Source organism: Sinomicrobium weinanense, assembly GCF_018863395.1.
Lineage (GTDB): Bacteria > Bacteroidota > Bacteroidia > Flavobacteriales > Flavobacteriaceae > Sinomicrobium > Sinomicrobium weinanense.
The window spans coordinates 446,639-472,516 of record NZ_JAHKRR010000003.1; the positions used below are offsets into that span (position 1 = coordinate 446,639).

22 protein-coding genes are annotated in these 25,878 nt (G+C 43.8%); 7 read left to right on the forward strand and 15 right to left on the reverse strand.

Annotation, left to right across the window (positions count from 1 at the left end):
* Positions 1-102 precede the first annotated feature (102 nt).
* The 5 genes from KN811_RS11455 to KN811_RS11475 all read right to left on the reverse strand — a co-directional run bounded on the left by KN811_RS11455 (position 103) and on the right by KN811_RS11475 (position 6,391).
* Entirely contained in the window at positions 103-414 is a 312-nt protein-coding gene (locus tag KN811_RS11455) for a DUF4286 family protein (protein ID WP_187965890.1), read from the reverse strand.
* Between the two features lie 37 nt (positions 415-451).
* Positions 452-2,233, reverse strand: coding sequence for a tetratricopeptide repeat protein (locus tag KN811_RS11460; protein WP_187965891.1), 1,782 nt, complete (start codon positions 2,231-2,233; stop codon positions 452-454).
* A gap of 112 nt (positions 2,234-2,345) precedes the next feature.
* Positions 2,346-3,623: a serine--tRNA ligase gene (serS, locus tag KN811_RS11465; RefSeq protein WP_187965892.1), complete on the reverse strand. Its 1,278-nt coding sequence runs from the start codon at positions 3,621-3,623 to the stop codon at positions 2,346-2,348.
* A 422-nt stretch (positions 3,624-4,045) separates the two neighbouring features.
* Positions 4,046-5,356 carry an HTTM domain-containing protein gene (locus KN811_RS11470; RefSeq protein ID WP_187965893.1) on the reverse strand — a complete coding sequence of 437 codons (1,311 nt, stop codon included), beginning with the start codon at positions 5,354-5,356 and terminating at the stop codon, positions 4,046-4,048.
* A gap of 57 nt (positions 5,357-5,413) precedes the next feature.
* A complete protein-coding gene (locus KN811_RS11475; protein ID WP_187965894.1) occupies positions 5,414-6,391 on the reverse strand; it encodes a bifunctional riboflavin kinase/FAD synthetase in 978 nt (325 codons plus the stop codon).
* Between the two features lie 171 nt (positions 6,392-6,562).
* Between KN811_RS11475 and KN811_RS11480 the strand changes: the two genes are divergently transcribed.
* The 5 genes from KN811_RS11480 (at position 6,563) to KN811_RS11500 (ending at position 14,439) form a co-directional block, all read left to right on the forward strand.
* A complete protein-coding gene (locus KN811_RS11480; RefSeq protein WP_187965895.1) occupies positions 6,563-10,261 on the forward strand; it encodes a reprolysin-like metallopeptidase in 3,699 nt (1,232 codons plus the stop codon).
* 367 nt (positions 10,262-10,628) lie between these two features.
* Positions 10,629-11,291 carry a hypothetical protein gene (locus KN811_RS11485; protein WP_187965896.1) on the forward strand — a complete coding sequence of 221 codons (663 nt, stop codon included), beginning with the start codon at positions 10,629-10,631 and terminating at the stop codon, positions 11,289-11,291.
* A 23-nt stretch (positions 11,292-11,314) separates the two neighbouring features.
* Positions 11,315-12,133 (forward strand): immunoglobulin domain-containing protein, encoded by an 819-nt coding sequence (locus KN811_RS11490; RefSeq protein WP_187965897.1) that lies wholly within the window; start codon positions 11,315-11,317, stop codon positions 12,131-12,133.
* 39 nt (positions 12,134-12,172) lie between these two features.
* Positions 12,173-13,681, forward strand: coding sequence for a nitrilase-related carbon-nitrogen hydrolase (locus tag KN811_RS11495; protein WP_187965898.1), 1,509 nt, complete (start codon positions 12,173-12,175; stop codon positions 13,679-13,681).
* A gap of 29 nt (positions 13,682-13,710) precedes the next feature.
* On the forward strand, positions 13,711-14,439 hold the full coding sequence (locus tag KN811_RS11500; protein ID WP_187965899.1) for a fibronectin type III domain-containing protein: 729 nt from the start codon (positions 13,711-13,713) through the stop codon (positions 14,437-14,439).
* Positions 14,440-14,490: 51 nt separating this feature from the next.
* Here KN811_RS11500 and pth read toward each other — a convergent pair whose 3' ends face one another.
* From pth to KN811_RS11540, 8 genes are all read right to left on the reverse strand, one after another.
* Positions 14,491-15,120 carry an aminoacyl-tRNA hydrolase gene (gene pth / locus KN811_RS11505; RefSeq protein ID WP_187965900.1) on the reverse strand — a complete coding sequence of 210 codons (630 nt, stop codon included), beginning with the start codon at positions 15,118-15,120 and terminating at the stop codon, positions 14,491-14,493.
* A gap of 100 nt (positions 15,121-15,220) precedes the next feature.
* Positions 15,221-15,832 carry a 50S ribosomal protein L25/general stress protein Ctc gene (locus KN811_RS11510; protein WP_187965901.1) on the reverse strand — a complete coding sequence of 204 codons (612 nt, stop codon included), beginning with the start codon at positions 15,830-15,832 and terminating at the stop codon, positions 15,221-15,223.
* Positions 15,833-15,888: 56 nt separating this feature from the next.
* Complete coding sequence (locus KN811_RS11515; RefSeq protein WP_187965902.1) at positions 15,889-16,830, reverse strand: ribose-phosphate pyrophosphokinase; 942 nt, start codon at positions 16,828-16,830, stop codon at positions 15,889-15,891.
* Positions 16,831-17,006: 176 nt separating this feature from the next.
* Complete coding sequence (locus KN811_RS11520; protein WP_187965903.1) at positions 17,007-18,248, reverse strand: aminotransferase class V-fold PLP-dependent enzyme; 1,242 nt, start codon at positions 18,246-18,248, stop codon at positions 17,007-17,009.
* 91 nt (positions 18,249-18,339) lie between these two features.
* Positions 18,340-19,659 carry a Fe-S cluster assembly protein SufD gene (gene sufD / locus KN811_RS11525; protein ID WP_216334826.1) on the reverse strand — a complete coding sequence of 440 codons (1,320 nt, stop codon included), beginning with the start codon at positions 19,657-19,659 and terminating at the stop codon, positions 18,340-18,342.
* Between the two features lie 130 nt (positions 19,660-19,789).
* Positions 19,790-20,545, reverse strand: a complete 756-nt coding sequence (gene sufC / locus KN811_RS11530) for a Fe-S cluster assembly ATPase SufC (protein ID WP_187963710.1) — start codon at positions 20,543-20,545, stop codon at positions 19,790-19,792.
* A gap of 136 nt (positions 20,546-20,681) precedes the next feature.
* Positions 20,682-22,127, reverse strand: coding sequence for a Fe-S cluster assembly protein SufB (gene sufB, locus KN811_RS11535; RefSeq protein ID WP_187963711.1), 1,446 nt, complete (start codon positions 22,125-22,127; stop codon positions 20,682-20,684).
* 54 nt (positions 22,128-22,181) lie between these two features.
* On the reverse strand, positions 22,182-22,511 hold the full coding sequence (locus KN811_RS11540; protein WP_187963712.1) for a HesB/IscA family protein: 330 nt from the start codon (positions 22,509-22,511) through the stop codon (positions 22,182-22,184).
* 228 nt (positions 22,512-22,739) lie between these two features.
* On the opposite strand from KN811_RS11540, the gene thiL reads away from it, so the two are divergent.
* On the forward strand, positions 22,740-23,792 hold the full coding sequence (gene thiL, locus KN811_RS11545) for a thiamine-phosphate kinase (protein WP_187963713.1): 1,053 nt from the start codon (positions 22,740-22,742) through the stop codon (positions 23,790-23,792).
* Between the two features lie 4 nt (positions 23,793-23,796).
* Here thiL and KN811_RS11550 read toward each other — a convergent pair whose 3' ends face one another.
* Together KN811_RS11550 and KN811_RS11555 are read right to left on the reverse strand one after the other, a co-directional pair.
* Positions 23,797-24,045 (reverse strand): hypothetical protein, encoded by a 249-nt coding sequence (locus tag KN811_RS11550; RefSeq protein WP_247716473.1) that lies wholly within the window; start codon positions 24,043-24,045, stop codon positions 23,797-23,799.
* A 71-nt stretch (positions 24,046-24,116) separates the two neighbouring features.
* Positions 24,117-24,893 (reverse strand): alpha/beta fold hydrolase, encoded by a 777-nt coding sequence (locus tag KN811_RS11555; RefSeq protein WP_187963714.1) that lies wholly within the window; start codon positions 24,891-24,893, stop codon positions 24,117-24,119.
* Positions 24,894-25,091: 198 nt separating this feature from the next.
* On the opposite strand from KN811_RS11555, the gene KN811_RS11560 reads away from it, so the two are divergent.
* Entirely contained in the window at positions 25,092-25,781 is a 690-nt protein-coding gene (locus tag KN811_RS11560; RefSeq protein WP_187963715.1) for a DUF6090 family protein, read from the forward strand.
* The last annotated feature ends 97 nt before the right edge of the window (positions 25,782-25,878 follow it).

The following is a 25,878-nucleotide window of genomic DNA, read 5'->3' on the forward strand; positions in this document are numbered from 1 at the left end:
CGGTATGATCTTATTTGATTTCTTTTTATTCATCATTTTCTATCTAATCCACATGAATAAGCATATACACTCCCTCTCCTTGGGGGAGGGCCGGAGAGGGGACTAATGTTCACTGATTATTTCGAGTTCCGTACGGAAGGCCACAAATTTATAGGCAAACCGTTCAAGACTTTCCTCCCTGATACGGGAAGCGTCTTCATCGTAATATTTCTGTAAAGTGGCTTTGCTGTCGGTAATATACTGCACCGAATAGGTAATGCCTCCCATCTCTTCCTCGACGAGCACTTTCAGCATCCGGGCATTACTGAATTTCCCCGTAGCCATCATGTTCGGGATATGGGTTTCGTGCATCCATTGCAACCATTCGTCGTGAACGGTTTCGTCTATATTTATGGTAACATTGTAAATGTACATTGCTGTGGCTTATATGTAATTGATTTCAAAAAACGGCCTAAGCACCATCGCCACGTAATTTGCGATAGGCTTTTCTCGCTTCGACAAAATAAATACTGTCCTGATGTTCAAAAATGATCTTTTCGTAATACGGCAGTGCTTTTTCCGGTTCGTCCAGGCGATATTCATAGAGACGGGCCAGGGCAAAAAGCGCATCGTCCATCAATATATCATACGGGTAAAATTCTATGATCTTTAAATAATTATACTCCGCTTTTTCATAGTGCTGCTGCTTTTCAAAAAGCCCGGCCTGCCGGAAGAGTGCTTCATCTTCTATGCTTTCTCCTTTGTGGCTGGTGAGTATGGTATCGAGAAGGGCCACGGCCTTTTCATTTTTGTTCTGATAGGCGTAAAGATCGGCCCTGGCATAGGTTTTCAGGGCTGCTTGTATGGAATCTTCCAGCATATTGTCAGAGATGAGCAGGCTCAATTGCATGGCATCGTTGGCAATGAGCTGCGAAGCCGATTCGCGCAGTACTTTTAACTGGGTCAGGGCCCAGTCAAAATCGCCCTTGTAAAAGCTGGTCTGTGCCACTTTGAAGCGGGCTTGCTGCGCTATGACATCGTTCTTGACCATTTTCTGCACCTGGGAGTAATAGATCAGCGCCTGGTTGAATTTTTCCGAATAGACCAGCACATCCGCATAGGCCATTTTTACCCGGGCTTCCCCGAGAGGGTCCAATGAAAGGTCCAGGCTTTGTTTCAGAATGGCCCGGGCCCTGTCCGTGTCTTCCTTTTGAAAGGCCTGGAACCTGGCATAAGCGATCTGTACGTTCAGAGTATTGGTGTTCGTACCGTATTCTTCGAGCAGGGTGCGGAACTTATTATCTATTTGCTTATGGGCGCCTGCGTCCCCTTTTTCTGTCTGTATCTGCAAAATATTGAGATGGGCCTGCAGCAATACGGAAACCGTTCCCGTATTTTCAATGACAAACTCAAAAACGGCAGTGGCGGTTTCATCGTCCCCGTCATTCATAGCGAGAACACCCAGGTCTATAACGGGTTGAAGGGTCACTACCTCAGCCCTTTTAAAAATGGCCTTTTCCTGGGTAAAGGCCGAAGCGTACTGCCGTTGCCGGATAAACAGCCAGCTTAGCAGTTCGTTCCACAATACGTCGGGAGTAGACTGCGCTCTCTTCAGAACAAGTTTTCTCAGCAATACGTTATTGGGGTGGGAGGCATCGTCCGTAATGAACCGGGCAATGATCTGCTGTACATTGCTCAGATTGAAGTTCTTTCTGGAGGCGATAAGGTCCAGGAGGCTGTTGTACATCTTCTCCATGTCTCCCTTTTCGCCGTATAGCTGTGCCACCTGATAGTCTACCATAAGCCTGGGATCCAGCTCTTTTCCTTTTTCATAAGCAGCGATAGCCTCGTCCAGCAGGTTCTTATCCTGGAAGCTGCGCCCTACGGAATAGGTATATGCCGTACGGTCTTCTATGGCTTTCAGCGCCTTGTCATAATATTCCCTGGATTTTCCTTTTTTACCCTGCAAGGCATAATTGTATCCCAGTTCCACAAAATACACGGGAGAAGAAACCCGCCCGTTTATCTTTTTGAGCAAAACGGCCTCGGCTTCCCCGTATCTTTCCAGTTGCTGATAGCACTCCACAAGGAGTCCCAGGTAGTTGGTACGGGGAGACTCTTCATACAGTTTCTCATAAATCGCAAGGGCCTTCTCAAATTCTCCCTCGTCAAAATATTGCTTTGCCAATATATCTTTCTGGGCGAAAACCTGAAAACCAAACAAAAGGCATAAGAGAAGACCGATTACTTTCATGTGTTTGTATTTTAGGCCGGAAGTCCGGGGTCGGAAGTCAGAAGTAGCATTGGGATGTATAAAAACTTCCGACTTCCGACCCCGGACTTCCGTCATACTTCGTCTTTCTAATTTACGAAATTCTGTCGAACCCGGTGTAAGGTATCAATACTTCGGGGACCTTTATTCCGTCTTTATCCTGATAGTTTTCCAGAATCCCTGCAAGCACCCGGGGTATGGCCAGAGAACTACCGTTAAGGGCATGGCAAAGGGTCATTTTACCTTCCTTGTTCTTATAGCGCAGTTTTAGCCTGTTGCTTTGATAATCTTCACAGTTCGATACCGAGCTGATCTCCAGCCAGCGGTCCTGGGCGGTGGAAAACACTTCGAAATCGTAGGTAATGGCCGATGTAAAGCCCAGATCACCCCCGCACAGTTGCAGGATGCGATAGGGAAGGTCCAGTTCTTTTAAGATCCCCTTTACATGTTCGATCATTTCCTCCAGAGCCTGGTAAGATGCTTCGGGCCTGGTGACCTGTATAATCTCTACTTTTTCGAACTGGTGCAAACGGTTCAGCCCTCTTACGTGTGCTCCGTAAGAACCTGCTTCCCTTCGGAAACACGGTGTATGGGTCGTGGCCTTTATCGGCAATTCGTCTTCCTGTACTATGGTGTCGCGGAAGCAGTTTATCATGGGGACTTCCCCGGTAGGGATCACATACAGGTCGTCCTTTTCTATATAATACATCTGTCCTTCCTTGTCCGGCAACTGTCCTGTTCCGTAACCGGAGGCTTCATTGATAAAATAGGGCAGGAAATATTCGAAATACCCCGCTTCCCGGTTTTTATCCAGGAAATAGCTGATAAGTGCCCTTTGCAGCCTGGCCCCTTTGCCTTTGTATACGGGGAATCCGGCACCGGTGATCTTGCTTCCTAGATCAAAATCGATGAGATCGTATTTTTTGGCCAGCTCCCAGTGTGGCAGGGCCCCTTCTTCCAGTTCCGGTATTTCCCCGAGGCGAAAGACCTCCACATTGTCCTCGTCCGAATTTCCCGGGGGAACGGAATCGTGAGGAACATTGGGTATTTTATAAAGCACTTCGGTAAGCGCAGCGGCTTTATCGTTCAGCTTTTCATTCAACTCCTTGGATTCTGTCTTGAGCCTTGCAGTCTTTTCCTTCAGTTCGTTAGCTTTTTCATGCTCTCCGCTCTTGAACAGGTTCCCTATTTCCTTGGACAATTTATTAGATTCTGCCAGGGTACTGTCCAGCGAAGCCTGAACTCCTCTTCGTTCTTCATCCAACCGGAGCGCTTCATTCACCAGGCTGGCAGCTTCCGTTCCCAGGTTCCGCTTTTCCAGTCCGCGGATCACCTGGTCTTTGTTCTCTCTAATAAATTGTAATTGCAGCATTGCTAAATATGTTAAAAAAGTGGTTTCTGGTTTTTTGGTTTCACGTTACAAGTTAAAACAATGTTTTAACCCAAAAATCGGTTCGCGGGTCTTTCGACAGGCTCAAATCAAGGGACAAATTTAAAAAGATTTCATTCAGAAACTGTCTAAGTTTTATCCTTTGGCTCTTTTATGCGTCTTTTTCCACCATCCTTCAGCTATTTTTCGACACGTAGCTTAGGCTATGTGTCAAAAAATACCTTCGTCTGATGAAAAAATACACTATAAAAATATTCCAAAAACAAAATTTAGACAGTTTCTCAATATTATCAGGTGGTTCCGGTTATTCGTTATAGAAGTCGGGTAAATATAAGGGGGATTTATGGAGATTTCTTGAGATTTGTAATAATTTGTTGTTTACGACCTTTCCAACAGGTCAATGACTAATCCTCTGGCAATATCCAGCTACTATGCCGGAAAGGATCCCATTTTTCCGAAGCGAGATCTACTTTGGGATCAATAAAAGTACGCGGGCGTTTACGATTTACACTCACCCTACCGATAGCGTAGACAGCCACATCTTTTCCTTTGGCGGCATATTCTTTCTTTAATCGTTGTGCAAACTGCCAGATAACATCGGGTTTGGTGGCCACGATCCTTTGTTGTTTCAGGGAAAGGCGGTCTTTCGGATAGATCATTTCTTTTTTGCCGCTGGCCTTATCGACCACCTTAAAACGCATATACCCGCTCTTGCTCCGCAACATCATACGCCAGCTCATACGGTGGGCCTCTTCGGTCCACAACACATCACCTTCAATAAACCAATGCCTCAGCGGAAGGCCGGTCTGAACTATAAAATAGATCATCCCTGCCAGGAGAATGATATTTTTGTTTGCGGGGACCACTACTTCATTGCCCGTGTACAGTGGTTTTCTTTTGAGAAAAATATTCCGGATCACCCGGGGTTCGAAGAAAAACAGGGTAAAAGCAAGAGACATATACGGAAATATCCCGATCTGAAAAACAAAGGAATTAAAAAGGTGAAAGACAACAGAAGCGGCAAAAGCGATCTTCCTGGTGGGTTTCCAAAGCAGGAGAGGAACCACAAGGCCGTCAAAAAGTATCCCCGCCCAGGTAATAAACACATGAACCCCGTGTTTTTGAAACAATTCCCCGACAACGGGATAGTTCTTCCTTCCGAGCATCAGGTTTTCCACTACGGTATAGTTGAGCCAGTCGGGATAGAGCTTGGCTATGGCTGCGTAGGTATACACAATGCCCACCTGTAAAATAATGATCACAGAACACCACCGTGGCATGGAAATATCTCTCATCCCTTTATTCCTGAGCGCATCGACAGACAGGTAACGGTTGGCCGGCAGTACGAGCATAAGCAGGCAAATGAGTATGAGCAGATAGTAGTGATTGTTATACGACGCTTTCTGCATCAGGTAGGTAGCCGTCCACATCAGGGTAAAAGCCGCCATGCTCCACCGGTATTTAAACCCGATCATCACAAACAGCCCGAAGATCCCCATCACTGCATAGTATACATACATCCAGTGGCCCGGAAGCGGTTGTAACCAGTCAAGGCCAATAAAGTTAAAGGTAAATTCCGGCCTGATAAGGGTGATCTTTATCCACCCGGTAAAGATGGCCCCCACGGATTCCAGGAAAATAAGCAGCCCGAAGATGATCCGGAAAACAATCAGCGGGGCGTTGTCGATTCTTTTAAAAAGGAAGCTGGTCAGCATGTTTGGTGTTCGGCCCTTCTGCTTCGCTCAGGGACCTGTGTTATTCAATTATAAAATTTAACGGTCCCCGAGCGGTGGTTCCTGAGTGGAGCCGAAGGGAGCCGAGGGGCGATTACCTATATACATCAGGGCTTTCTCTCTGTCTTTGTCTAATTGGGCGGCGAGTTCTTCCACGGAATCGAAACGCACCTCATCGCGCAGCCTTTTCAGCATGTCTACCTGTATCTTTTGCCCGTAAAGGTCCCGGTCAAAATCAAAAAAGTGGATCTCTATGGATTTTTTTGTACCGTTCACGGTGGGGTTAAAACCAATATTCATCATTCCGTAAACGGTTTGTCCGTTCAGTTCGCTTTTCACTACATAGACTCCGTTACCGGGTATCAGCTTGTATTTTTCCGCAATTTGCAGGTTGGCCGTCGGGAAATTGAGCTGTCGTCCCAGTCCTTTGCCTTTTACTATTTCTCCCGTAAGCATAAAATCATAGCCCAGGTAAAGGTTGGCGGTTTCCATATCTCCTTCGCTGAGGGCCCTGCGTATCTTGGTGGAACTCACAGAAACTTCGTCCACTTCTTCCACACCGATCTCCTCCACTTCAAAGTCGTAGGTTTCCCCGAACTTTTTCAGGTCATCGATCGTAGCGGTACGGTTGCGGCCAAAACGATGGTCGTATCCTATGATCACTTTTTTGGCCCTGAGCTTATTCACAATAACATCCCTTACAAATTCCAGGGCTGTGAGCCTGGAAAATTCGCGGGTAAACGGATATATGATAAGCTGATCCAGGCCACTTTGTTTCAGTATGCCAATTTTTTCATCCAGCGTATTGATCAACTTTATGTCTGCATCCTGCTGCAAAACCATCCGCGGATGCGGAAAGAAGGTGAAAATAGTCGATTTCAGATTATTGGCCCTGGCGGTTGAAATAAGCCTGTTGAGAATTTTTTTGTGCCCTACGTGTACCCCGTCAAAAGTACCTATTGTTACAACAGAAAAGCCGGTTTCACTATCGTCTGAAAGTGTCTTCTTGATAATCACGAATAAAGATTTTTATTCAACAGTACAAAGTAACAAATTTTAATTTTCTAAATCTCATATTCAGGGGTATAAAAAGACAGGAAATACGGGACAAACGTATCACAAATCGCTATCCTCCTCCATTTCTATCCCAAAAATATTCTTTACATTTACGAGTATATATCCCTGAATATGGAAAAACCTTTACTCTCTTTTATTCTTCTCTTTTTTCTGACGGTCTCGGCATATGCGCAAAAAACACCCTGGGAAAAAGCAACCCTCACCCATAAACCTGCTTCATACCTACGGGCAGGCACCAGGGCAGAAGGGTTCCGGCTGGACCTTCAGTCCCTGAAGCAGGAACTGGGAAGCACATCTTCGGCCCGAACAGCAATGCGTAGCAGTGCCAGAAAAGTGATCTCTTTTCCGGCCAGGGACGGCCGGATGGAAGATTTTGAAGTCCGGGAAGTCTCTACGCTTTCGAACGGACTGGCCAGGAAATACCCGGGCATTCGTTCCTATTCGGGAGCTTCGGTAAAGGATCCTGGCACCCGGATACGATTTAGCGTGGACAAGTTGGGTTTCCATGCCGCTATTTATGGCAAAACAGACACTTATTACATAAATCCCGGCGAACAGGACAAGGACATTTACTTTATGGCCTCCCGGAAGTCTTTTTCTCCATACGACCGGGCTTTCGAATGCCTGGTCCGGGAGAGTGCAGAAGCAAATGCAATGGGGAGGAAGCTCTCTTCTTCCAAAAAAGGACCGGACGATGGAAAGATAAGGACCTTTCGCCTCGCCCTGGCATGTACGGGGGAATTCGCCCAATATCACATCAATGCAGCTGAAGCTAATGACAGTACAGAAGCCGTGAAAAAGGCCGTTGTACTCTCTGCCATGAACACCATAATGACCCGTGTGAACGGTATCTATGAAAGAGACATGTCACTGACCATGCAATTGATCGACAACAACGACGAACTCATTTTCCTCGATCCGGATACCGACCGGATGACCAATGACGACGGGAACACTTTAATCGATGAAATACAGGCTATTATAGACAGTATTACGGGAAGCAGCAATTATGATATAGGCCATGTTTTCAGTACGGGCGGTGGCGGTATAGCCTCTTTAAACTCACCGTGTACCCCATCCAAAGCCAGGGGAGTAACAGGAAAACCCACCCCGGTAGGCGATCCTTTTGCCATCGATTTTGTAGCTCATGAGATGGGGCACCAGTTTGGTGCTACCCATACTTTTAACAACTATTGCAATAACAACCGGACCAACGCCACGGCCGTTGAACCGGGTAGCGGCTCCACCATTATGGCCTATGCCGGGATATGCCCGCCCAATATACAGAATAACAGCGATGCCTATTTTCACGCTGTAAGCATTGCCCAGATGTGGGAAAACATCACTGCGGGGAACAGCACCTGTGCCACCCTCGAGAATACAGGTAACAATGCGCCTTCGGCAGATGCCGGGGCCAATTACACCATTCCTGCGGGGACTCCCTTTGTACTTACCGGAACCGCTACGGACCCGGACGGTGACATGCTGACCTATACCTGGGAACAGATCGATAACCAGATCCATGGAGACTATCCGACCCCTGGTTTAGAAGGCGGGCCCGTATTCCGTTCCTACGCCCCGAAAAGCGAACCGAAAAGATACTTTCCCCGCTTAAGCGATATTCTTGCAGGTCATCTTTTCACAACCTGGGAAGTGCTCCCTGAAGTAAACAGGGAACTGAATTTTTCTTTCCTGGCCCGGGATAATCACCCGAACGGAGGCCAGACTGCCAGGGATGATATGCGCATTGCCGTAAGCAGTGATGCCGGGCCCTTTGTGGTGACCTCACAAAATACCGAAGATACGCTTACAGCGGGCGATACCGAAACCGTGACCTGGGATGTTGCCGGAACCAATACAGGGAGTATTGCCGCAGAAACAGTGGACATCCTGCTTTTTACGGATGAAAATTTCTCCGGTTCCACTATTCTGGCCTCGGCTGTTCCGAACAACGGTTCTGCCAGGGTCATCATTCCCGGAGGGATTGCCACCGATAAGGCCAGGATCATGGTTAAGCCTGTTAACGGTATCTTCTTTGCCATAAATACGGCCGACCTCACCATAGTGGAAAGTGATTTTGTACTGGATTTCCAAACCCTATCCCAAAAAGCATGTACTACGGATGAGGCCGGTTATTCTTTTGTTTACCAAACATTTTCCGGGTTTGGTGAAGAGACCGGATTTTCAGTAACAGATGCCCCGGCCGGCCTGGATATTACTTTTTCCCCGGCTTCGGCCACCGTAGACGGCACGGAGGTTAATGTAAGTATTACGAATATATCCGATATCCCTTCCGGGGAATACGATTTTACAGTAACAGGCACCGCAGGCAATCAGACCCGGGAAGTTCCGTTGCACTTACAGGTTTACGAAACGAACACCAACCCTGTGATCCTTACCTCTCCGGCAGACGGCGCCGAAGAACTACGCCCCGCGCTCGGCATTGTACTGAACTGGGAAGAAACCCCCAATGCCGATTCCTACGAGATACAGCTCTCCACAGAAAGTGATTTTACTTCGATCCTCGAAACCGCTTCGGTTGCATTTCCCACCTATCAACCCGAAAACCTGGAGAACGACCAGATCTATTACTGGAGGGTAAAACCCGAAAATCCATGTGGTGACGGTACATATAGTGACCCTTTTTCTTTCAGCACCCTGACCACCGGGTGCAGTACCTATACCAGCAATGAAACCGTAGTTATCCCCAAAGCCGGAGCATCTACGGTAACTTCCTCTATTACCATTACAGACGACGATATCATTACAGGCGGAATTTCCCTCTCCCTCAACATCTCACATACCTATGTATCTGACCTCACCATAAACCTGACCTCTCCCGAAGGGACCACTGTCCTCATCCTGTCGGAAATATGTGGTGAAGCGCAAAATATATCAGCCGTTTTCAGTGATACGGGAGTGCCCATTGATTGCAATAATAATCCGGCGATAGGAGGGACAGTCAGACCCATGGAAGCCCTTACCGGTTTCAGGGGAGAATCCCTCAAGGGAACGTGGACCCTTTCGGTGACCGACAAACATGACCAGGACGGGGGAAGCATCAACTCCTTCAGCATAAGCAGATGCCCCACACCTGCCAACGACAATTTCCGGATAAAGGTTACAGACGAGTCCTGCAAAGGCACCAATGACGGAAAAATAGAGCTGCAAGCCGAAACCGCAATGCACTATCAAATAGCCTTCAATGGCAACGGGACAAATATCTCCGAAGGCTTCACCGATACCTGGCAGGCCGGAAACCTGCAACCGGGAACCTATTCCATGTGCATCACCATAGCAGACAACACTACATACAAACAGTGCTTTGACGTCACTGTGGCCGAATCGGGCGACCTCTCGGTGTATTCCCTGGTCAACAACAGAACCAACACTGTTGAACTGCAGCTCAATGGAAGTTCCCTGTATACCATAGCACTGAACGGAACAACGACGCAAACCACAGACAATACCGTATCCCTGGACCTGGCTTCCGGCAAAAACACACTTATGGTAAAGACCGATAAACCGTGCCAGGGTATTTACAAGGAAGACATATACATCGCCCCCGATGATGTTGTTATCTATCCGAATCCTTTTACAGACAGTGCCCGTGTCTATATAGGCAGTAATATTACAGGAGATCTGCACATATCGGTATACACCCTTTCGGGCAGACTGATATGTGCTAAAAAACACTGGGACGTTTCCGAAGATATAGACCTGAGATTATCCTTCCTTTCCCCCGGGATATATTTGGTGAAGGTCCAAGGAAAGGATATTCGAAAGGTTCATAAAATCATAAAACAGTAAAGAATCCCCCTCCCAATCATTCTCGATTTGAGATTAAAAAAGATTTTACGCATTTTAAACATCTCATTTAGAGAAAAATCACTATATTAGTCTCACCCTAAATCCTAATCCTTCAACCTATCAAATGAAACCTTTAAACATTTCTATTGTTATAGTTTTCATCTACCTAATAAGGCAAATAATTCCACAAATTTATTTACCCCCTTAGTTTTGTTGTGACAAAATGCCCCCAACTACTTACCGAAGAGCCCACCTGTTAAACTCTCTCTCCCTCCCCCTATTATTAATTTAGCAGTTGAAAATATTTTCTCTTCACAATTATGAATTTTCCATAATCTTAATACATCTATGCTAAAATACTCATATTATGAAAAAAAAAGCAAGTATTTTTTCTACAACCTTTATTGTTTTTGTTTTGTGCATTTTAGTTCTTACTTTATCCAGTAAGGACCCATCGGATGACATTTTCGGACCGAGTACTCCTTGTGGTGAATTAGCTGGAGATGAAGTATATATACAATTAAATTTTGCACAACCGCAAGCATTTAATCAATATAGACAATCATCCTACCAAGGATTTATTCCAACACCTGACGTAAGAACTTCAGGAGGACCAGCAGGCTCTTTAAATGACAATGATAAATATTACTGTAAAGTAACCGTGACTACCCCACAATGCACTGATTGGCTTTGGGAAAGAATTTTGAGTAATGACAATCATTATGGATCGGGAAAAATGAAAATTACGATCCCACCAGACGGATATGATGCTAATATAGAAGTTTCTTATTATGAAACTTTTGACGACCCCTACAACTCTCATGATTTTAATAAAGGTAGTTCTTACGGTACAAGATTAGTTTATAAATTTGAACAGCTATATCTGAATGGATGGTCGGGAAATATTCCTCAACCAGTAGAATTATATCCTACCCATCTTGATAAGACGATAAACGACCCGACAAGTAAATATCCCACTTTGCGAGATTACAATACTGTAAATGATATCATTGATGAATATAGAAATTAAAAATCACCCTAAAAAAGGAAATCATGTTTAAAAAGAAATTTATTTATACATTCTTTATTCTTATTTCAATCCTAACTTCATGCCAAAATGATCTAAATGTAGAAGATGATACTACTTCTATTTCCGAAAATGGACATGAAACAATGTCTATTGTAGATTATTATACCAATGGATTTAAAAATGCTCCGGGAAGTATTTTATTACAATCTCAAGAATACCTAACTAGTTCAAAATCTCATAACCCTAATTTAATTTCTATCTCGGAAAGTAAAAACAGAAAAAAAAATCAGCATAAATCAAAAAATTTCTCAAAAATTGAATTGTCAGACGGTGATAAAAACACACTGAATAAGGCTTCTTCTCAAAAAGAAATGTCGAAGTTATTTGGAAATAATCTCAATTATAAAATAAGAGAGAATTATTCCACCAAAGAAGATATAAACACCTCTGAAAAAGAAGCTATATATGTTCCTGAAAAATTAAAAGTTACTTTTTCTTCAGATAAAATCCTAAGTCCTCAGACTTCCTTTTCTTGGAACGTAGACCCTAAGAACGAAGAAATTGTTGTATATATAGTATATGACCCATTAGTCCAATCTGATGTTAATTTTGCTTGGGATAACAAAGGGAGAGTTGTTAAAATGTTTTTAGTCCAAGACGAAAATGGCAGTTATTCATTTTCATATAATGATTTATACCGTCTTCCTAATGAAGGCACTGTGACTGTTCACATTGCCAGAGGTAATTACAAAACAATAGATTCCAAGGGCGATGAAAACCTCTCAATACTTGCTTTCACAAAGATAAGCAAAGATCTATTAGTCCAAATACAAGAAAGATAAAATATACGCTTACAAATGGGATAATTAAATATCTCCAAAATGAATAGCAGCCTATTACTTATTAAATCTAACAACTGGAATACCCCGAGAGGATTATTCCAGTTGTTATCTATATTTTGCTTCCTGACATTAATCTCTTTTTTTGCTTGGAATTATTTTGGTTTACTTTTTATAATTTTCCTGATCCTCATATTTTTTCATATACACCACTGTGAAAAATTAAGACTTAAAACCTTCTTTATCAGGACAATACTGCTAATTTTAGCTTGGCAATTTGGAGCTTTATTTTGGATGCTAAATATCGATAAAGGCATATTAGGTTTAATAGCAAATATTATAATGTATGTATCCATTTTTGTTATTTTCTTCTACATAAAAAAGCACATAAAACCAAGTACTTTTAGTTTTATTCCTTTTTGGCTCTCATTTGAATTATTTTTAAACATGTACCATTTTTCTTTTCCATGGTTAACATTGGGAAATTTATTTTCTTCACAAATATATCTAATCCAATGGTATGATATATCAGGAGTTCTTGGAGGTAGTCTATGGATTTTGTCTATTGCCTACTTTCTTTTTACAGGACTCTTAAATAGGAGCAAAAAAGGCTACATTATTTTTATATTAGTATTAATTATTCCTCCTCTATATTCTTTTACACAATTAAACCGATATAACAACAAATCCCATAATAAAACAGAAAAAATAGTAACTTATAATAATCAATATGATCTTCCTCATCGTAGCAATGATGGATTAGCAATAAATATTTTAAAAAAAGTAGACCCTTCCTCATCTTATAAAAGTATCATAATCCCAGAACAAACTTTTAGAGGATTCCTCCATAAAGATTACCAAAAAACATTAGCATATCAATTTTTTCAGGATTATCTAAATAAAGGGGTTTTTGAAAATATAGTTCTAGGGGCTACAGGAAGAATAAAAAAAGGAATTCTCGTTAACTCAGCATTGATTATGACAAAGGATACCAGTTACTACAAAAACAAAAAAATCCTAGTTCCGTATACTGAATATATATTTCCAATTTTACATCCTTTCTTCAAAAAAAAGTTTTATAGAGCAGATACAGAAGATTCGGAAACACAAATTATTAACCAATTAAGAATAGCTCCTATAATTTGTTATGAATCTATATATCCTTTTTATGTTGCAAATAAGTCTAAAAATGTTACTTACATTTATGTTCTATCGAGTGAAAAATTTATGAATGATAATCAATACGGGAAAACCCAATATGATCGTATAATAGCTCTTAGGGCCATTGAGAATGGAAGGCCAATCATTAAAGCATCTAATAATGGTAATTCTATGGCAATCCAAACAAATGGGAATATAATTCAAAAAAGTAGCAAGGAATTAAACTACATAAGCGTACCCAAAACCAATTCAGGTAATACTTTTTGGAATAAATATGCTTATAAAATTACCATCATCATCATCGTTCTATTATCTATTCTATGCTTTTTTCCAAAACTCGAAAAAATTTTAAAAACAAAAAACATTGCTAATATGATTTATCGCAAATAATTGGTAGCTTTATTTTTAAATTTCAAAAAATGAAATTACCAATTAATAAATTTATTCTTTTTGAGAAGCTGAACAGGTTAACATTAACCCTTGTTTTTTTAACTTTGTCCTTTACCATATGTTGTAATGACGACGACGGGCCAAGCACACCCGGAGCAGCTACACTTGTATTCCCGGAAAATAATTCGGAATGCACTACCGGGATAGAGGTAGACAGTGTAACCAGCAGGGTGACTTTTGAATGGGAACCTTCCGAAAGGACTGATATATACCGCCTCAACGTACAGGACTTGAACAGTGGCACAACAGAAGAGTATACCACAGAAGCGGCTTCCCTCGGGGTGGTTTTACAAAAGGGACACCCTTATTCCTGGACAGTAACTTCTATAAGCAACGACATCCCGGAAACGACCCGGAGCGAATCCTGGAAATTTTACAATGCCGGAGACGGTACGGAATCATATGCTCCTTTTCCTGCAACGGTTATTTCCCCGGAACAGGACGAAACCATTCCCGTAGGAGAAGGTTCTATTGCTCTTCAATGGGAAGGAAATGACATCGACGGGGATATCACGGCATATGATGTATATTTCGGCAATGTCAATCCCCCGGAAACTGCAATCGCCGAAGACCTGGATGTTAGCATACTGGACGGTGTAAGTGTCAGCCCGAAAACGGTTTATTACTGGAGGGTGGTCACCAAAGATTCCCAGGGCAACCGGTCAGAATCGGAGGTCTTTATCTTTAAAGTAAATTAAACGACCAGACTACAGCAGGCAAAGACGGTTTTGACCGCAGGTGGCCATACTTTATTTGCCGTTAAAGGTGTTCATCGTAAGCTGCACCCCTGCCAGGGCAAACGACCTTATAAGTTCACAGGCCTTTTTCAGGCGTTCGGGAAGGGCGTTGTTCTCTTCTTCGTCCCATTCGCCCAGAACGTAATCTATTTGTTTTCCCTTTGAAAACTCCGCGCCGACCCCGAAACGGAACCTGTTGTATTTTGTAGTATTCAGGCAGGCCTGTACGTCTTTCAATCCGTTGTGTCCGCCATCGCTCCCCTTGGTCTTTAACCGGATTGTACCGAAAGGAAGATTGATATCATCGGTAACGACCAGCACATTTTCCAGGGGTATTTTCTCTTTGTCCATCCAGTATTTCACGGCCTTTCCACTCAGGTTCATGTAAGTACTGGGTTTTAACAGTATAAGGTTCCTCCCTTTTACCTTGCACACACATTTATCCCCGAGTTTTACGGTTTCAAAGCTCTGGGACTCTTCTTTTGCAAGGCTGTCCAGCACCCGGAAACCGATATTGTGACGGGTATTTTCATATGCTGCCCCGATATTGCCCAAACCTACTATTAAAAATTTTTTCATCGTGTCCTGTTCGTTTAGTACAGATGGCTTTCGTTTAAATAATGTTTTGACAAAAGAGATCATTTTTACCGTAAATACTATAACTCAAAATGAGTTCAGTGGGTAAAAATAAAAAACATCCCGACAAAGGCCGGGATGTTTTTCTGAAAAATATGAAATATCATTATCTGTCTGCAGGAGCTTTTTCCTCTTTTTCTGCTTTTGCCGCATCCTGGGCAGCTTTCATAGCCGCACGCGAAACCCTTACCTGGCAAACCACGGTATTGTCCGGGTGTACTATTTTATAATCTTCATTGCCAAGGGCTGTTACATAGAGCTTGTTCCCTATTTCCAGACCGGAAACATTTGCTACGATATAATCCGGCAGGTTAGCAGGCAGTGCTTTTACTTTCAGCTTGCGCTTGGTAAGGCGAAGTACCCCACCTTTGATAACACCGGGAGCACTTCCTTCGATTTTTACAGGGATCTCCAGTGTTACTTCCCTATCGTCATACAACTGATAGAAATCGATGTGAAGGATTTCATCAGTAACCGGGTGAAACTGGATATCCTGCAGGGTAGCATTGAATTTCTCCCCGTTTTCCAGGTCAATCACTACGGTGTGTACATCCGGAGTGTAAACCAGTTTGCTGAATGCAAGTTCATCTGCTGAAAAGTGTAATGGCTTATCTCCTCCGTATAGTACGCAAGGAACCTTTCCAGCATTACGTAAGGCCCTGGTCGCTGCCTTGCCCACGCTTTCTCTTTGAGATCCTTTGATTGTAATTGACTTCATTATATATAACTATTAAAATATTTCCGTTTAATCCCCTAAACCTTGTTTCCCTGTTCCTACATGAGGAACTTGGAACTGATAGAGGTGTTGTGGTGTACTCTGTGCATCACATCGGCGAACAGGTCGGCACAGGTCAGCACTTTTATTTTGGGGCTTTCTTTCCTCAGCGGAATGGAATCGGTAACGATCAGTTCTTCCAGCCTGGAATTTTCTATTCTTTCGTATGCATTACCCGAAAGCAGAGCGTGGGTGGTAATAGCCCTTACGCTTATAGCACCCCTTTCTATCATAAGGTCTGCCGCCTTGGTCAGCGTACCTGCTGTATCTACCATATCATCTACCAGGACCACATTTTTGCCTTCCACATCGCCTATGAGCTCCATATGGTCAATGATATTGGCTTTTTTTCGTTGTTTATAGCAGATCACTACCTCGCTTTCAAGGAACTTGGAATAGGCATAAGCTCTTTTGGAGCCTCCCATATCGGGAGAAGCTATCGTCAGTTTATCCAGTTTAAGCGATTCCAGATAGGGCAAAAATATAGTGGACGCAAACAAATGGTCAACCGGTTTTTCAAAAAAGCCCTGTATCTGATCGGCATGCAGGTCCATCGTTATGATCCTTGTGGCCCCTGCGGTCTCCAACAATTTGGCTACCAGTTTTGCCCCTATGGGCACCCTGGGTTTGTCTTTGCGGTCCTGCCTGGCCCATCCGAAGTATGGCAATACTGCGGTGATGTGCCTTGCCGAAGCCCTTTTTGCAGCATCTAGCATCAACAGCATCTCCATGAGGTTTTCCGTACCTGGGTTCGTGGAACCTATGATGAATATCCTCGATCCTCTTATGGACTCTTCAAAAGACGGTTGAAATTCTCCGTCGCTGTATTTAGAGAACGTTACACTTCCTAATTTTGCCCCGAAAGATTTTGCAATTTTTTTCGCAAGCCCCATGCTTTGCTCACATGCAAAAATCTTGGGTTCAGGCATTGTATAAGACATTATTATGGTGTTGTTTTTAGTAGTTTATGTCCTGTTTCCAAATGAGGTGCAAATTTAGAAATTATTTTGACATGCGCACTTTTTATTTGCCTTTTTATTGATTTACACGGGTATACGGGTGCGCGGGTATTCGAGTAAGAATAACCCGTACACTCATACACCCGAACACCCGTTTATCAGCCCAGCATTGCTTTGGCTTTTTTCACAGCAGCCACAAGGGCATCGATCTCTTCCTTAGTGTTGTAGAATGCAAAACTGGCTCTTACAGTACCCGGGATCTTGTAATAATCCATAATGGGTTGTGCACAATGATGGCCTGTACGCACTGCAATTCCCAGTTTGTCGACTATGGTACCTATATCGTACGGATGGATCCCTTCCAGATTAAAGGAAATCACCGAGGTTTTGTGTTTTGAGGTCCCGTAGATCTTCAGCCCTTCAACCTTCAGGAGTTCCTTTGTAGCGTAGGCCAGCAGTTCGTGTTCGTATTCCTCGATATTTTCGAAGCCTATACCGTTGAGATAATCTACGGCCACACCAAAAACAATACCACCGCAAATATTTGGAGTTCCGGCTTCAAATTTGTGAGGCAAACCGGCATAGGTGGTTTTCTCGAAGGTCACTTCGGCGATCATTTCACCGCCTCCCTGATAGGGCGGGAGTTCGTTCAGCCACTTTTCCTTGCCGTAGAGCACCCCGATCCCGGTAGGACCACACATCTTATGGGCCGAAGCCACATAAAAATCTACATCCAGTGCCTGTACGTCGGGTTTTATATGCGGACAGGCCTGCGCTCCGTCCACCAGGACGGCAGCACCGGCACGATGCGCCTTTTCTATAATCTCTTCGATCGGGTTTATGGTCCCCAGGGCATTGGAAATATGGTTACAGAACACCAGCCTGGTCTTTTCGGAGAGCAGTTCTTCATAGGCATCCATCAACAACTCTCCTTCGGTGTTCATGGGAATTACCCTGAGTATGGCCCCGGTCTTCTCGCACAGCATCTGCCACGGAACTATATTGGAATGATGCTCCATAGCAGATACAATAACTTCATCGCCCTTTTTCAGGAAAGAAGCAAAACCGTTGGCCACCAGGTTAATACCATGTGTGGTCCCGGAGGTAAAGATCATTTCGTGCGCTTTGGCCGCGTTGAAGTGTTTTTGCAGCTTTATCCGTGATTTTTCATAGGCATCGGTAGCTTCCTGCGACAGGGTATGCACTCCCCGATGGATATTGGCATTGTACCGGGAATAATAATCCACAATAGCATCGATGACCACTTTCGGCGTCTGGGAGGTCGCCGCATTGTCAAAATATACCAAAGGGTTTCCGTTTACCTGTCGCTGCAGGATGGGAAAATCTTTTCGTATTTTCTCTACGTCAAAAGGTGTGGTATGTGTTGATGTTGTGGTCATGTTACTAGGTGTTCGGGTATTCGGGTACACGGGTGTGCGGGTATTCGTTTCATCACATACCCGCACACCCGTGTACCCGAATACTCGTTTATTACAATTCAAAACCGAGATTAACCCCGAGTTTTTTAGCTATGAGTTTATTGATACGCGCTTTTACTTCCGGTATTTTTACGCTTTCCAGCACGTTGTTGGCAAAGGCATACATGAGCAATGCCTTGGCTTCTTTCGCAGGGATCCCCCTGGAGCGCAGGTAAAAGAGAGCATCTTCATCCAGCTGCCCTACGGTACAACCGTGCGAACACTTTACATCATCGGCAAAGATCTCGAGCTGGGGCTTGGTGTTTATCGTAGCCTTGTCGTCCAGCAAAATGTTATTGTTTTGCTGGAAAGCATTGGTTTTCTGTGCTTCTTTCTCCACAATGACTTTACCGTTGAACACGCCTGTACTTCTGTCGCCGAAGATCCCTTTGTAATCCTGGTGGCTCTCACAATTGGGATACGCATGGTTTACCAGGGTATGATGGTCTACGTGCTGTTTATCCCCTATGATGGTTATTCCTTTTAATGTTGAGTCCAGGTGTTCGTCCTTGTGGTAAAAATTGAGATTGTTACGTGTAAGATTCCCCCCAAGTGAAAAGGTATGCACGAAAGCATGACTGTTCCTCTTCTGGGAGATATAGGTATTGTCTATAAGTGACGCAGACTGTTTGTCGTTCTGTATCTTGTAATAATCCACTATTGCCTGTTTATTGGCAAATATCTCAGTCACGGAATTGGTAAGTACCGGGTTGTCCGTGAGACTTTGGTGGCGTTCGATGATCTGTACGTGTGCATTTTCACCAACAACGATCAGGTTCCTCGGTTGAAGCATGAGCGCGGGCTCTTTCCCCGTAGAAAAATGAAGGATCTGAATAGGTTTATCCACCACTTTCCCCTTGGGAATATTGATAAAGGCACCTTCTTTAAGGAATGCCGTATTCAGTGCGGTAAGGCTGTCTTCTGTATTGGCCACCTTATTGAAATAGTTCTCTATGATGATCCTGTATTTGGGCTTGCTCAGGGCAGAACTCATCAGGCATACATCCAGTCCGTCATGCGACGTGGCAGACAGGTTAGAGCTGTACCTTCCGTCTACAAAAGCGATCTTGTACGAATCGATCTCGTGAATGAAATACCTCATTACGTCCTTGAACTCCAAGCCTGTATCTCCCTTGGGGTACAGATTGTAATTCTGCTTCAGGACAGCATTTAGCGAAGTGTATTTCCATGCTTCTTCTTTCTTTGTGGGAAATCCCTTTTTGTCGAACTTCTTAATGGCATCCGAGCAAATATCGTGTATGGGCGAATGTACATCCAGCCCGTTGCCTTCATACGCGAAGAAAGAAGAAACCAATTTATCTTTTAATTCCATTATTCTTTGTTTCTGTTGTTTCTGGTTTTTACCAACCTGAAACTCTTTTTTGTTTCTGTTGTTTCTTGTTTCTGTGGTTTCTGGTTTATTGTCTTGCTAACCTGAAACTTGAAACTAGAGAAACCTGAAACTAATTACTAACTTTTTCCTGTTTTATCCAGTCATATCCTTTCTCTTCCAGTTCATGGGCCAGTTCGGCACCTCCGGATTTTACGATCTTTCCGTCCAGTAATACGTGTACGAAATCCGGAATGATGTAGTCCAGCAACCTTTGATAGTGCGTGATCAATACTACGGCATTGTCTTTGGACCGTAAACGGTTTACCCCGTTGGCTACAATGCGGAGGGCATCTATATCCAGTCCGGAGTCGGTTTCGTCAAGGATGGCCAGTCTGGGTTCGAGCATGGCCATCTGGAAGATCTCATTCCGTTTCTTTTCTCCTCCGGAAAAGCCTTCGTTGAGAGAGCGGGACAGGAACTTCCGGTCTATTTCCAGCAGCTCAGACTTTTCCCTGATCTTTTTCAGCATTTCACTGGCGGGCATCTCTTCCAGGCCCTGGGCCTTACGGGTTTCGTTGATAGCGGTTTTCATAAAGTTGGTCACCGATACGCCCGGGATCTCCACAGGATACTGGAACGACAGGAAAATCCCCTTATGCGCCCTTTCCTCGGGCGAAAGTTCGTCAAGGTCCTCTCCTTCGAAAACAATATTGCCTTCGGTAACCTCAAATTCCTCTTTTCCGGCTATAACGGATGACAACGTACTCTTACCGGACCCATTAGGCCCCATAATAGCGTGTATCTCCCCGGCATTGACCTCTATACCTATACCTTTTAATATCTCCTTGCCTTCTACTCCGGCATGTAAGTTGTTTATTTTTAGCATTTCTAATTAAAATTTAAAATCGGACACCTGTATCCCGTATCGCCGTACCGGAGCCGGGATATCCGGTTATCAGACTTTTGCATTACTACTCATCGGCTGTATTCCAAAAAAATATATGGTGATTTTTTTAAGACTGTTATCCTACGGACCCTTCCAGGGATATTTCCAGCAGTTTCTGTGCTTCCACCGCAAATTCCATCGGCAGTTTATTGAGCACTTCCTTACTGAAGCCGTTTACGATCAGTGCTATGGCTTTTTCGGTGTCTATACCCCGCTGGTTACAATAAAATATCTGGTCTTCCCCGATCTTGGAAGTGGTTGCTTCGTGTTCTATCTGGGCTGTCTTGTTTTTGGCTTCTATGTACGGGAAGGTATGCGCCCCGCAATTGTTGCCCATCAGCAGGGAATCGCACTGCGAAAAGTTTCTTGCATTTTCCGCCCTGCTGTTTACCTGCACCAGTCCGCGATAACTGTTCTGTGACTTCCCGGCAGAAATACCTTTAGAGATGATCGTACTTTTGGTATTTTTCCCGAGATGTATCATTTTGGTCCCGGTATCGGCCTGCTGATAATTATTGGTTACGGCAATGGAATAGAATTCTCCCACCGAATTGTCTCCTTTCAGCACACAACTGGGATATTTCCAGGTTATGGCACTACCGGTCTCTACTTGTGTCCAGGATATCTTGGCATTGGTTTCGCAAAGCCCCCTTTTGGTCACGAAGTTGTACACCCCGCCTTTGCCGTCTTTTCCACCAGGGAACCAGTTCTGTACGGTAGAGTATTTGATCTCGGCATCATCGAGGGCAATCAGTTCCACTACGGCTGCGTGGAGCTGGTTTTCGTCACGCATCGGAGCGGTACATCCTTCCAGGTAGCTCACATAGCTGCCTTTATCGGCAATGACCAGGGTCCGTTCGAACTGCCCGGTTCCGGCTTCGTTGATCCGGAAATATGTAGACAACTCCATGGGACATCTCACCCCTTTGGGGATATAGCAAAACGATCCGTCGGAGAACACTGCCGAATTCAGCGCCGCATAAAAATTATCTTTCTGAGGCACCACAGAGCCGATATATTTCTTTACCAGTTCCGGATGTTCTTTGATGGCTTCACTGATGGAACAGAAAATAATGCCTTTTTCGGCCAGGGTTTTCTTAAATGTGGTAGCTACCGAAACGGAGTCCATAACCACATCAATGGCCACTCCTGCCAGCTTTTTCTGTTCGTCCAGGGATATCCCCAATTTATTGAAGGTCTCGAGCAATTCCGGGTCTACTTCATCCAGGCTGTTGTATTTGTCCTTTTTCTTGGGTGCGGAGTAATAGCTGATATTCTGGAAATCGGGTTTTTTATAGGTGACATTCGCCCATTCCGGCTCAATCATCTGCTCCCAGGCCCGGAAGGCTTCCACCCTCCATTCAGTCATCCATTCGGGTTCTTCCTTCTTTCTGGAAATAGCCCTTACGATGTCTTCATTCAACCCCACGGGAAATGTATCCGACTCTATGTCAGTATAGAAACCATACTCGTATTCTTTGGTTTCGAGTTCTTTTTTTAATTCTTCTTCAGTATATCCCATCCTTTAAATTTCATACGATTAACATTCGTCCTGCCATATGCAACAAAGAACTCTCTATAACGAGAAACTCTCCCCGCATCCGCAGGTTCGCTGTGCATTCGGGTTGTTAAACACAAATCCTTTTCCATTCAGCCCCCCCGAATATTCCAATATAGTCCCTACCAGGTACAAAAAACTCTTTTTATCTACCAGGATACGCACTGTATTATCTTCAAACACCTTATCATTTTCATTCTGAAGTTTATCGAACTTCAACTCATAAGATAAACCGCTGCATCCGCCGCTTTTAACGCCGACGCGTACAAAGTCGTTTGAAGCGTCATAACCTTCTTCGGTCATGAGCTCCACAACCTTTCGTCTCGCTGTATCTGAAACTTTTATCATGGTCTTATTATGGTTTGATCCTAAATTACAATGCAAAGATAGGAACTATAATAGACTTAATAAACTATTTATGCAGCAATTACGTTAATAGCGGTATAAGGGAAATTTATTGCATAACCACTTAAAAAAGTGGTAAATCCACGTACCGGGATCATTTTTTACCGATCCCCGGTATCAGACTACTATTACCCTTTAACAATATCTCTCAAAAACCGCTACCTTTGCAACATGATAGAAGATAAAAACCCGCAACGGACCTCCCTGTCCGAACTCGGTGAGTTCGGGCTTATAGAGCACCTTACCAAAGATTTTAGGATCACGCAAAAATCTACTGTAAAAGGCGTAGGAGACGATGCTGCTGTCCTCGATTTCAAAAACAAAAAGGTAGTCGTTTCCAACGACCTCCTGGTTGAAGGCGTACATTTTGACCTGGCCTACATGCCGCTAAAGCATTTGGGGTACAAGGCTGTTATGGTAAATTTATCGGATATCTATGCCATGAATGCCACGGCTACGCAAATTACCGTTTCCATCGCTGTTTCTAACCGCTTTCCCCTGGAAGCCATGGAAGAGCTCTATGCCGGGATTGCCCTGGCGTGTAAACTCTACAATGTAGATATGGTGGGGGGTGACACCACCTCTTCCAACAAAGGATTGCTTATTTCTGTCACTGCCATAGGCGAAGCCAAAGAAGAAGACCTGGTGTACCGCAACGGGGCGCAACCCAACGATCTCCTCGTAGTCACCGGCGATATCGGCGGGGCTTATATGGGACTGCAGGTACTGGAACGTGAAAAAGAGGTATTCAAGGTCAACCCGAATAACCAGCCCGATCTTTCGATGTACACTTATATCGTAGAAAGACAATTAAAGCCCGAAGCCCGGAAAGACATTCCGGAACTCCTCAGGGAACTCGGAGTAAAACCCACTTCCATGATCGACATTTCTGACGGCCTTTCTTCGGAAGCCATCCATCTGTGCAAGGAATCGGGAGTAGGGTGTAACCTGTATGAAGACAAGATTCCACTCGATCCGCAGGTGATCTCTACCTGTGAGGAATTCGAGCTCAACAGCACCATGGTTGCCCTCAGTGGCGGAGAGGACTACGAATTGCTCCTCACCATCTCACAGGACGATTATCCGAAGGTCAAGGCCAATCCCCATCTGAGCATTATAGGCCACATCACCCCCGAAAGCGAAGGCATGCACCTTATTACGCGGGCAAACACAAAAATTCCCCTGAAGGCACGAGGGTGGAATGCCCTGAAAGAAGAAGAATAGCCCGTCAGGCCGCAGAACTGGAATGTTGCTTTTTCTGGTGTAACTCGGCCAGTGTTTCATTGATCTCCTTAAGCTGGGAGGTCAACGAAGTAAGGCGGCCCTCATCATTCACAGTGACTTCGGCCCTGCAACAGCTGCATTGATATTCTTTGATATGAGAGGTAACTTCTTTGGTTACTTTAAATCGATGTCCGAAGATAAAGCAGAGCATTCGGGCCATAGAAAAAACGGATTTATTAGACTTTATACGCATAGGTTTGGGTAGTTTTGGTTTAACGACCCCGAAGATACTATTTTATAAATCAAATATCAAAAAAATTGACCCTATTTATTTAAAAACCAACATATTGCACGCAAAACTTCATTTTTATTCTCAATATGCCCCATGTGTCCGTCCGGAATTTCAAATATCGTAATATCTGCTCCCCGGGCCTGGTCCATTAAGGTATCAAAATCCAGAACTGGATCTTTTTTTCCCGCGATCATCATCTTCCTGTAAGGCGAAAAGTGCAGCAACACCTCCCTGTCGTCTCGTATTTTCATTCCTTCCAGGGCAGCAACAATACCCTGTAAAGGTGTTTTGAGAGCCTCAGTTTTGATCTCTTTAATCTCTTTACGGAATATGCTGCGGTTTTTAGGCCGGAAAATATTGGTAATGGCCATCCGGATAAAGCTCTTGTGATCTTTTTTCACAGCGGCGATAGCCCGATCCCGGTTTTTCCTGCGCATTTCATCATCAGCCCTGGCGGTAGAATTAAGCAATATCAATCCTTTTACGGTATCCGGATGTTCTTCTGCAAAGGCCAGGGCCACATACCCTCCCATGGAATGCCCTATAAAAACCGCCCTGCGTACTTTCAGGTACTTTAACACCTCTTCCACCGCCCCGGCCATCATTTCCATGGTATGCACATAGCCCAGGCAGCCTGTCTGCCCGTGACCGAGAAGGTCTATGGCGATCACCCTGTTTTTCCGGGACAATTCAGGAACAAGGCCGTTCCACACCCTGGAGCTTTCCAGAAGGCCATGTAAAAGCACTACGGCCGGGCCTCTGCCTCTTTCTTCATAAAAAACAGGGATACCTTTGTGGTCAATTGTCATTTGCTGTACATTCTGATTATGAATTTACAATCTCTTCTCGGGGCAAAATAACAAATTAGATACTACGCGTGCAAAAGCCTTTTTACTGAAAATACAGAAGACCATTCTTTTTTTTATTTTTGAAAGAAAACAGAAACCAATTCTCGCTCAAAAAGACCAATCCATTCGTAAATGTTCAAAAAAATAAAACAACAACTATTGAATCAAAATAAGATTAAAAACTATTTGGGTTATGCCGTCGGAGAAATCTTATTGATCGTGATCGGTATACTGATAGCCGTCTCCATAAGCAATCACAACGAAAAAAAACGACAGGAAAAAGTGACCCATGGCATTTTTAATATTATTGTTGAGGATATAAAACAAGACACCACTGAGGCCAACGCAATACTGGATTTTTACAATGAAAGAAAAGCGACATTTCTTGAAATCACCGACGGTATCCTGACAAAAGATGAAATTACGACATGTGACCCCTGTTGTTATTTAATTACCAACAGAAGGTTATTCAACATAAACAAGAGGGGATTTTATCAGTTAAACAATTATAAGGATCTCGCCCTTAATGACAAAGACCCGCTTATTTTTGAACTTATGAATTTCTATACTGATTTTATTCATGAGATTGAGCCTACGACAGACAGAATATCAAAGGATATTCATGAAAATCTCACTTTTTGGCGGGACACCTATCCCTGGTTTGCTGCTTATATACAAGTACAATTAAAAAAAGAGGACAGGACATATTTTGTAAGCCAGGAATACAGAAATAAAGTAGCTTATCACCGCACTTTAATTTACAACATATATATACCGTCTATGGAAACATTTAAAAAGGAGTCTGAAATTATTTTAAAAAAACTAAATGACAGGCTGAAAAATCAATAAGAGTATAAAAATCATAGGGAAGACCACCGAAAAGAAATGTTTTCCCGGCACTTCCCTATTCTATTCGCAAAGATGCTATGCTTTTGCACGAACAGCT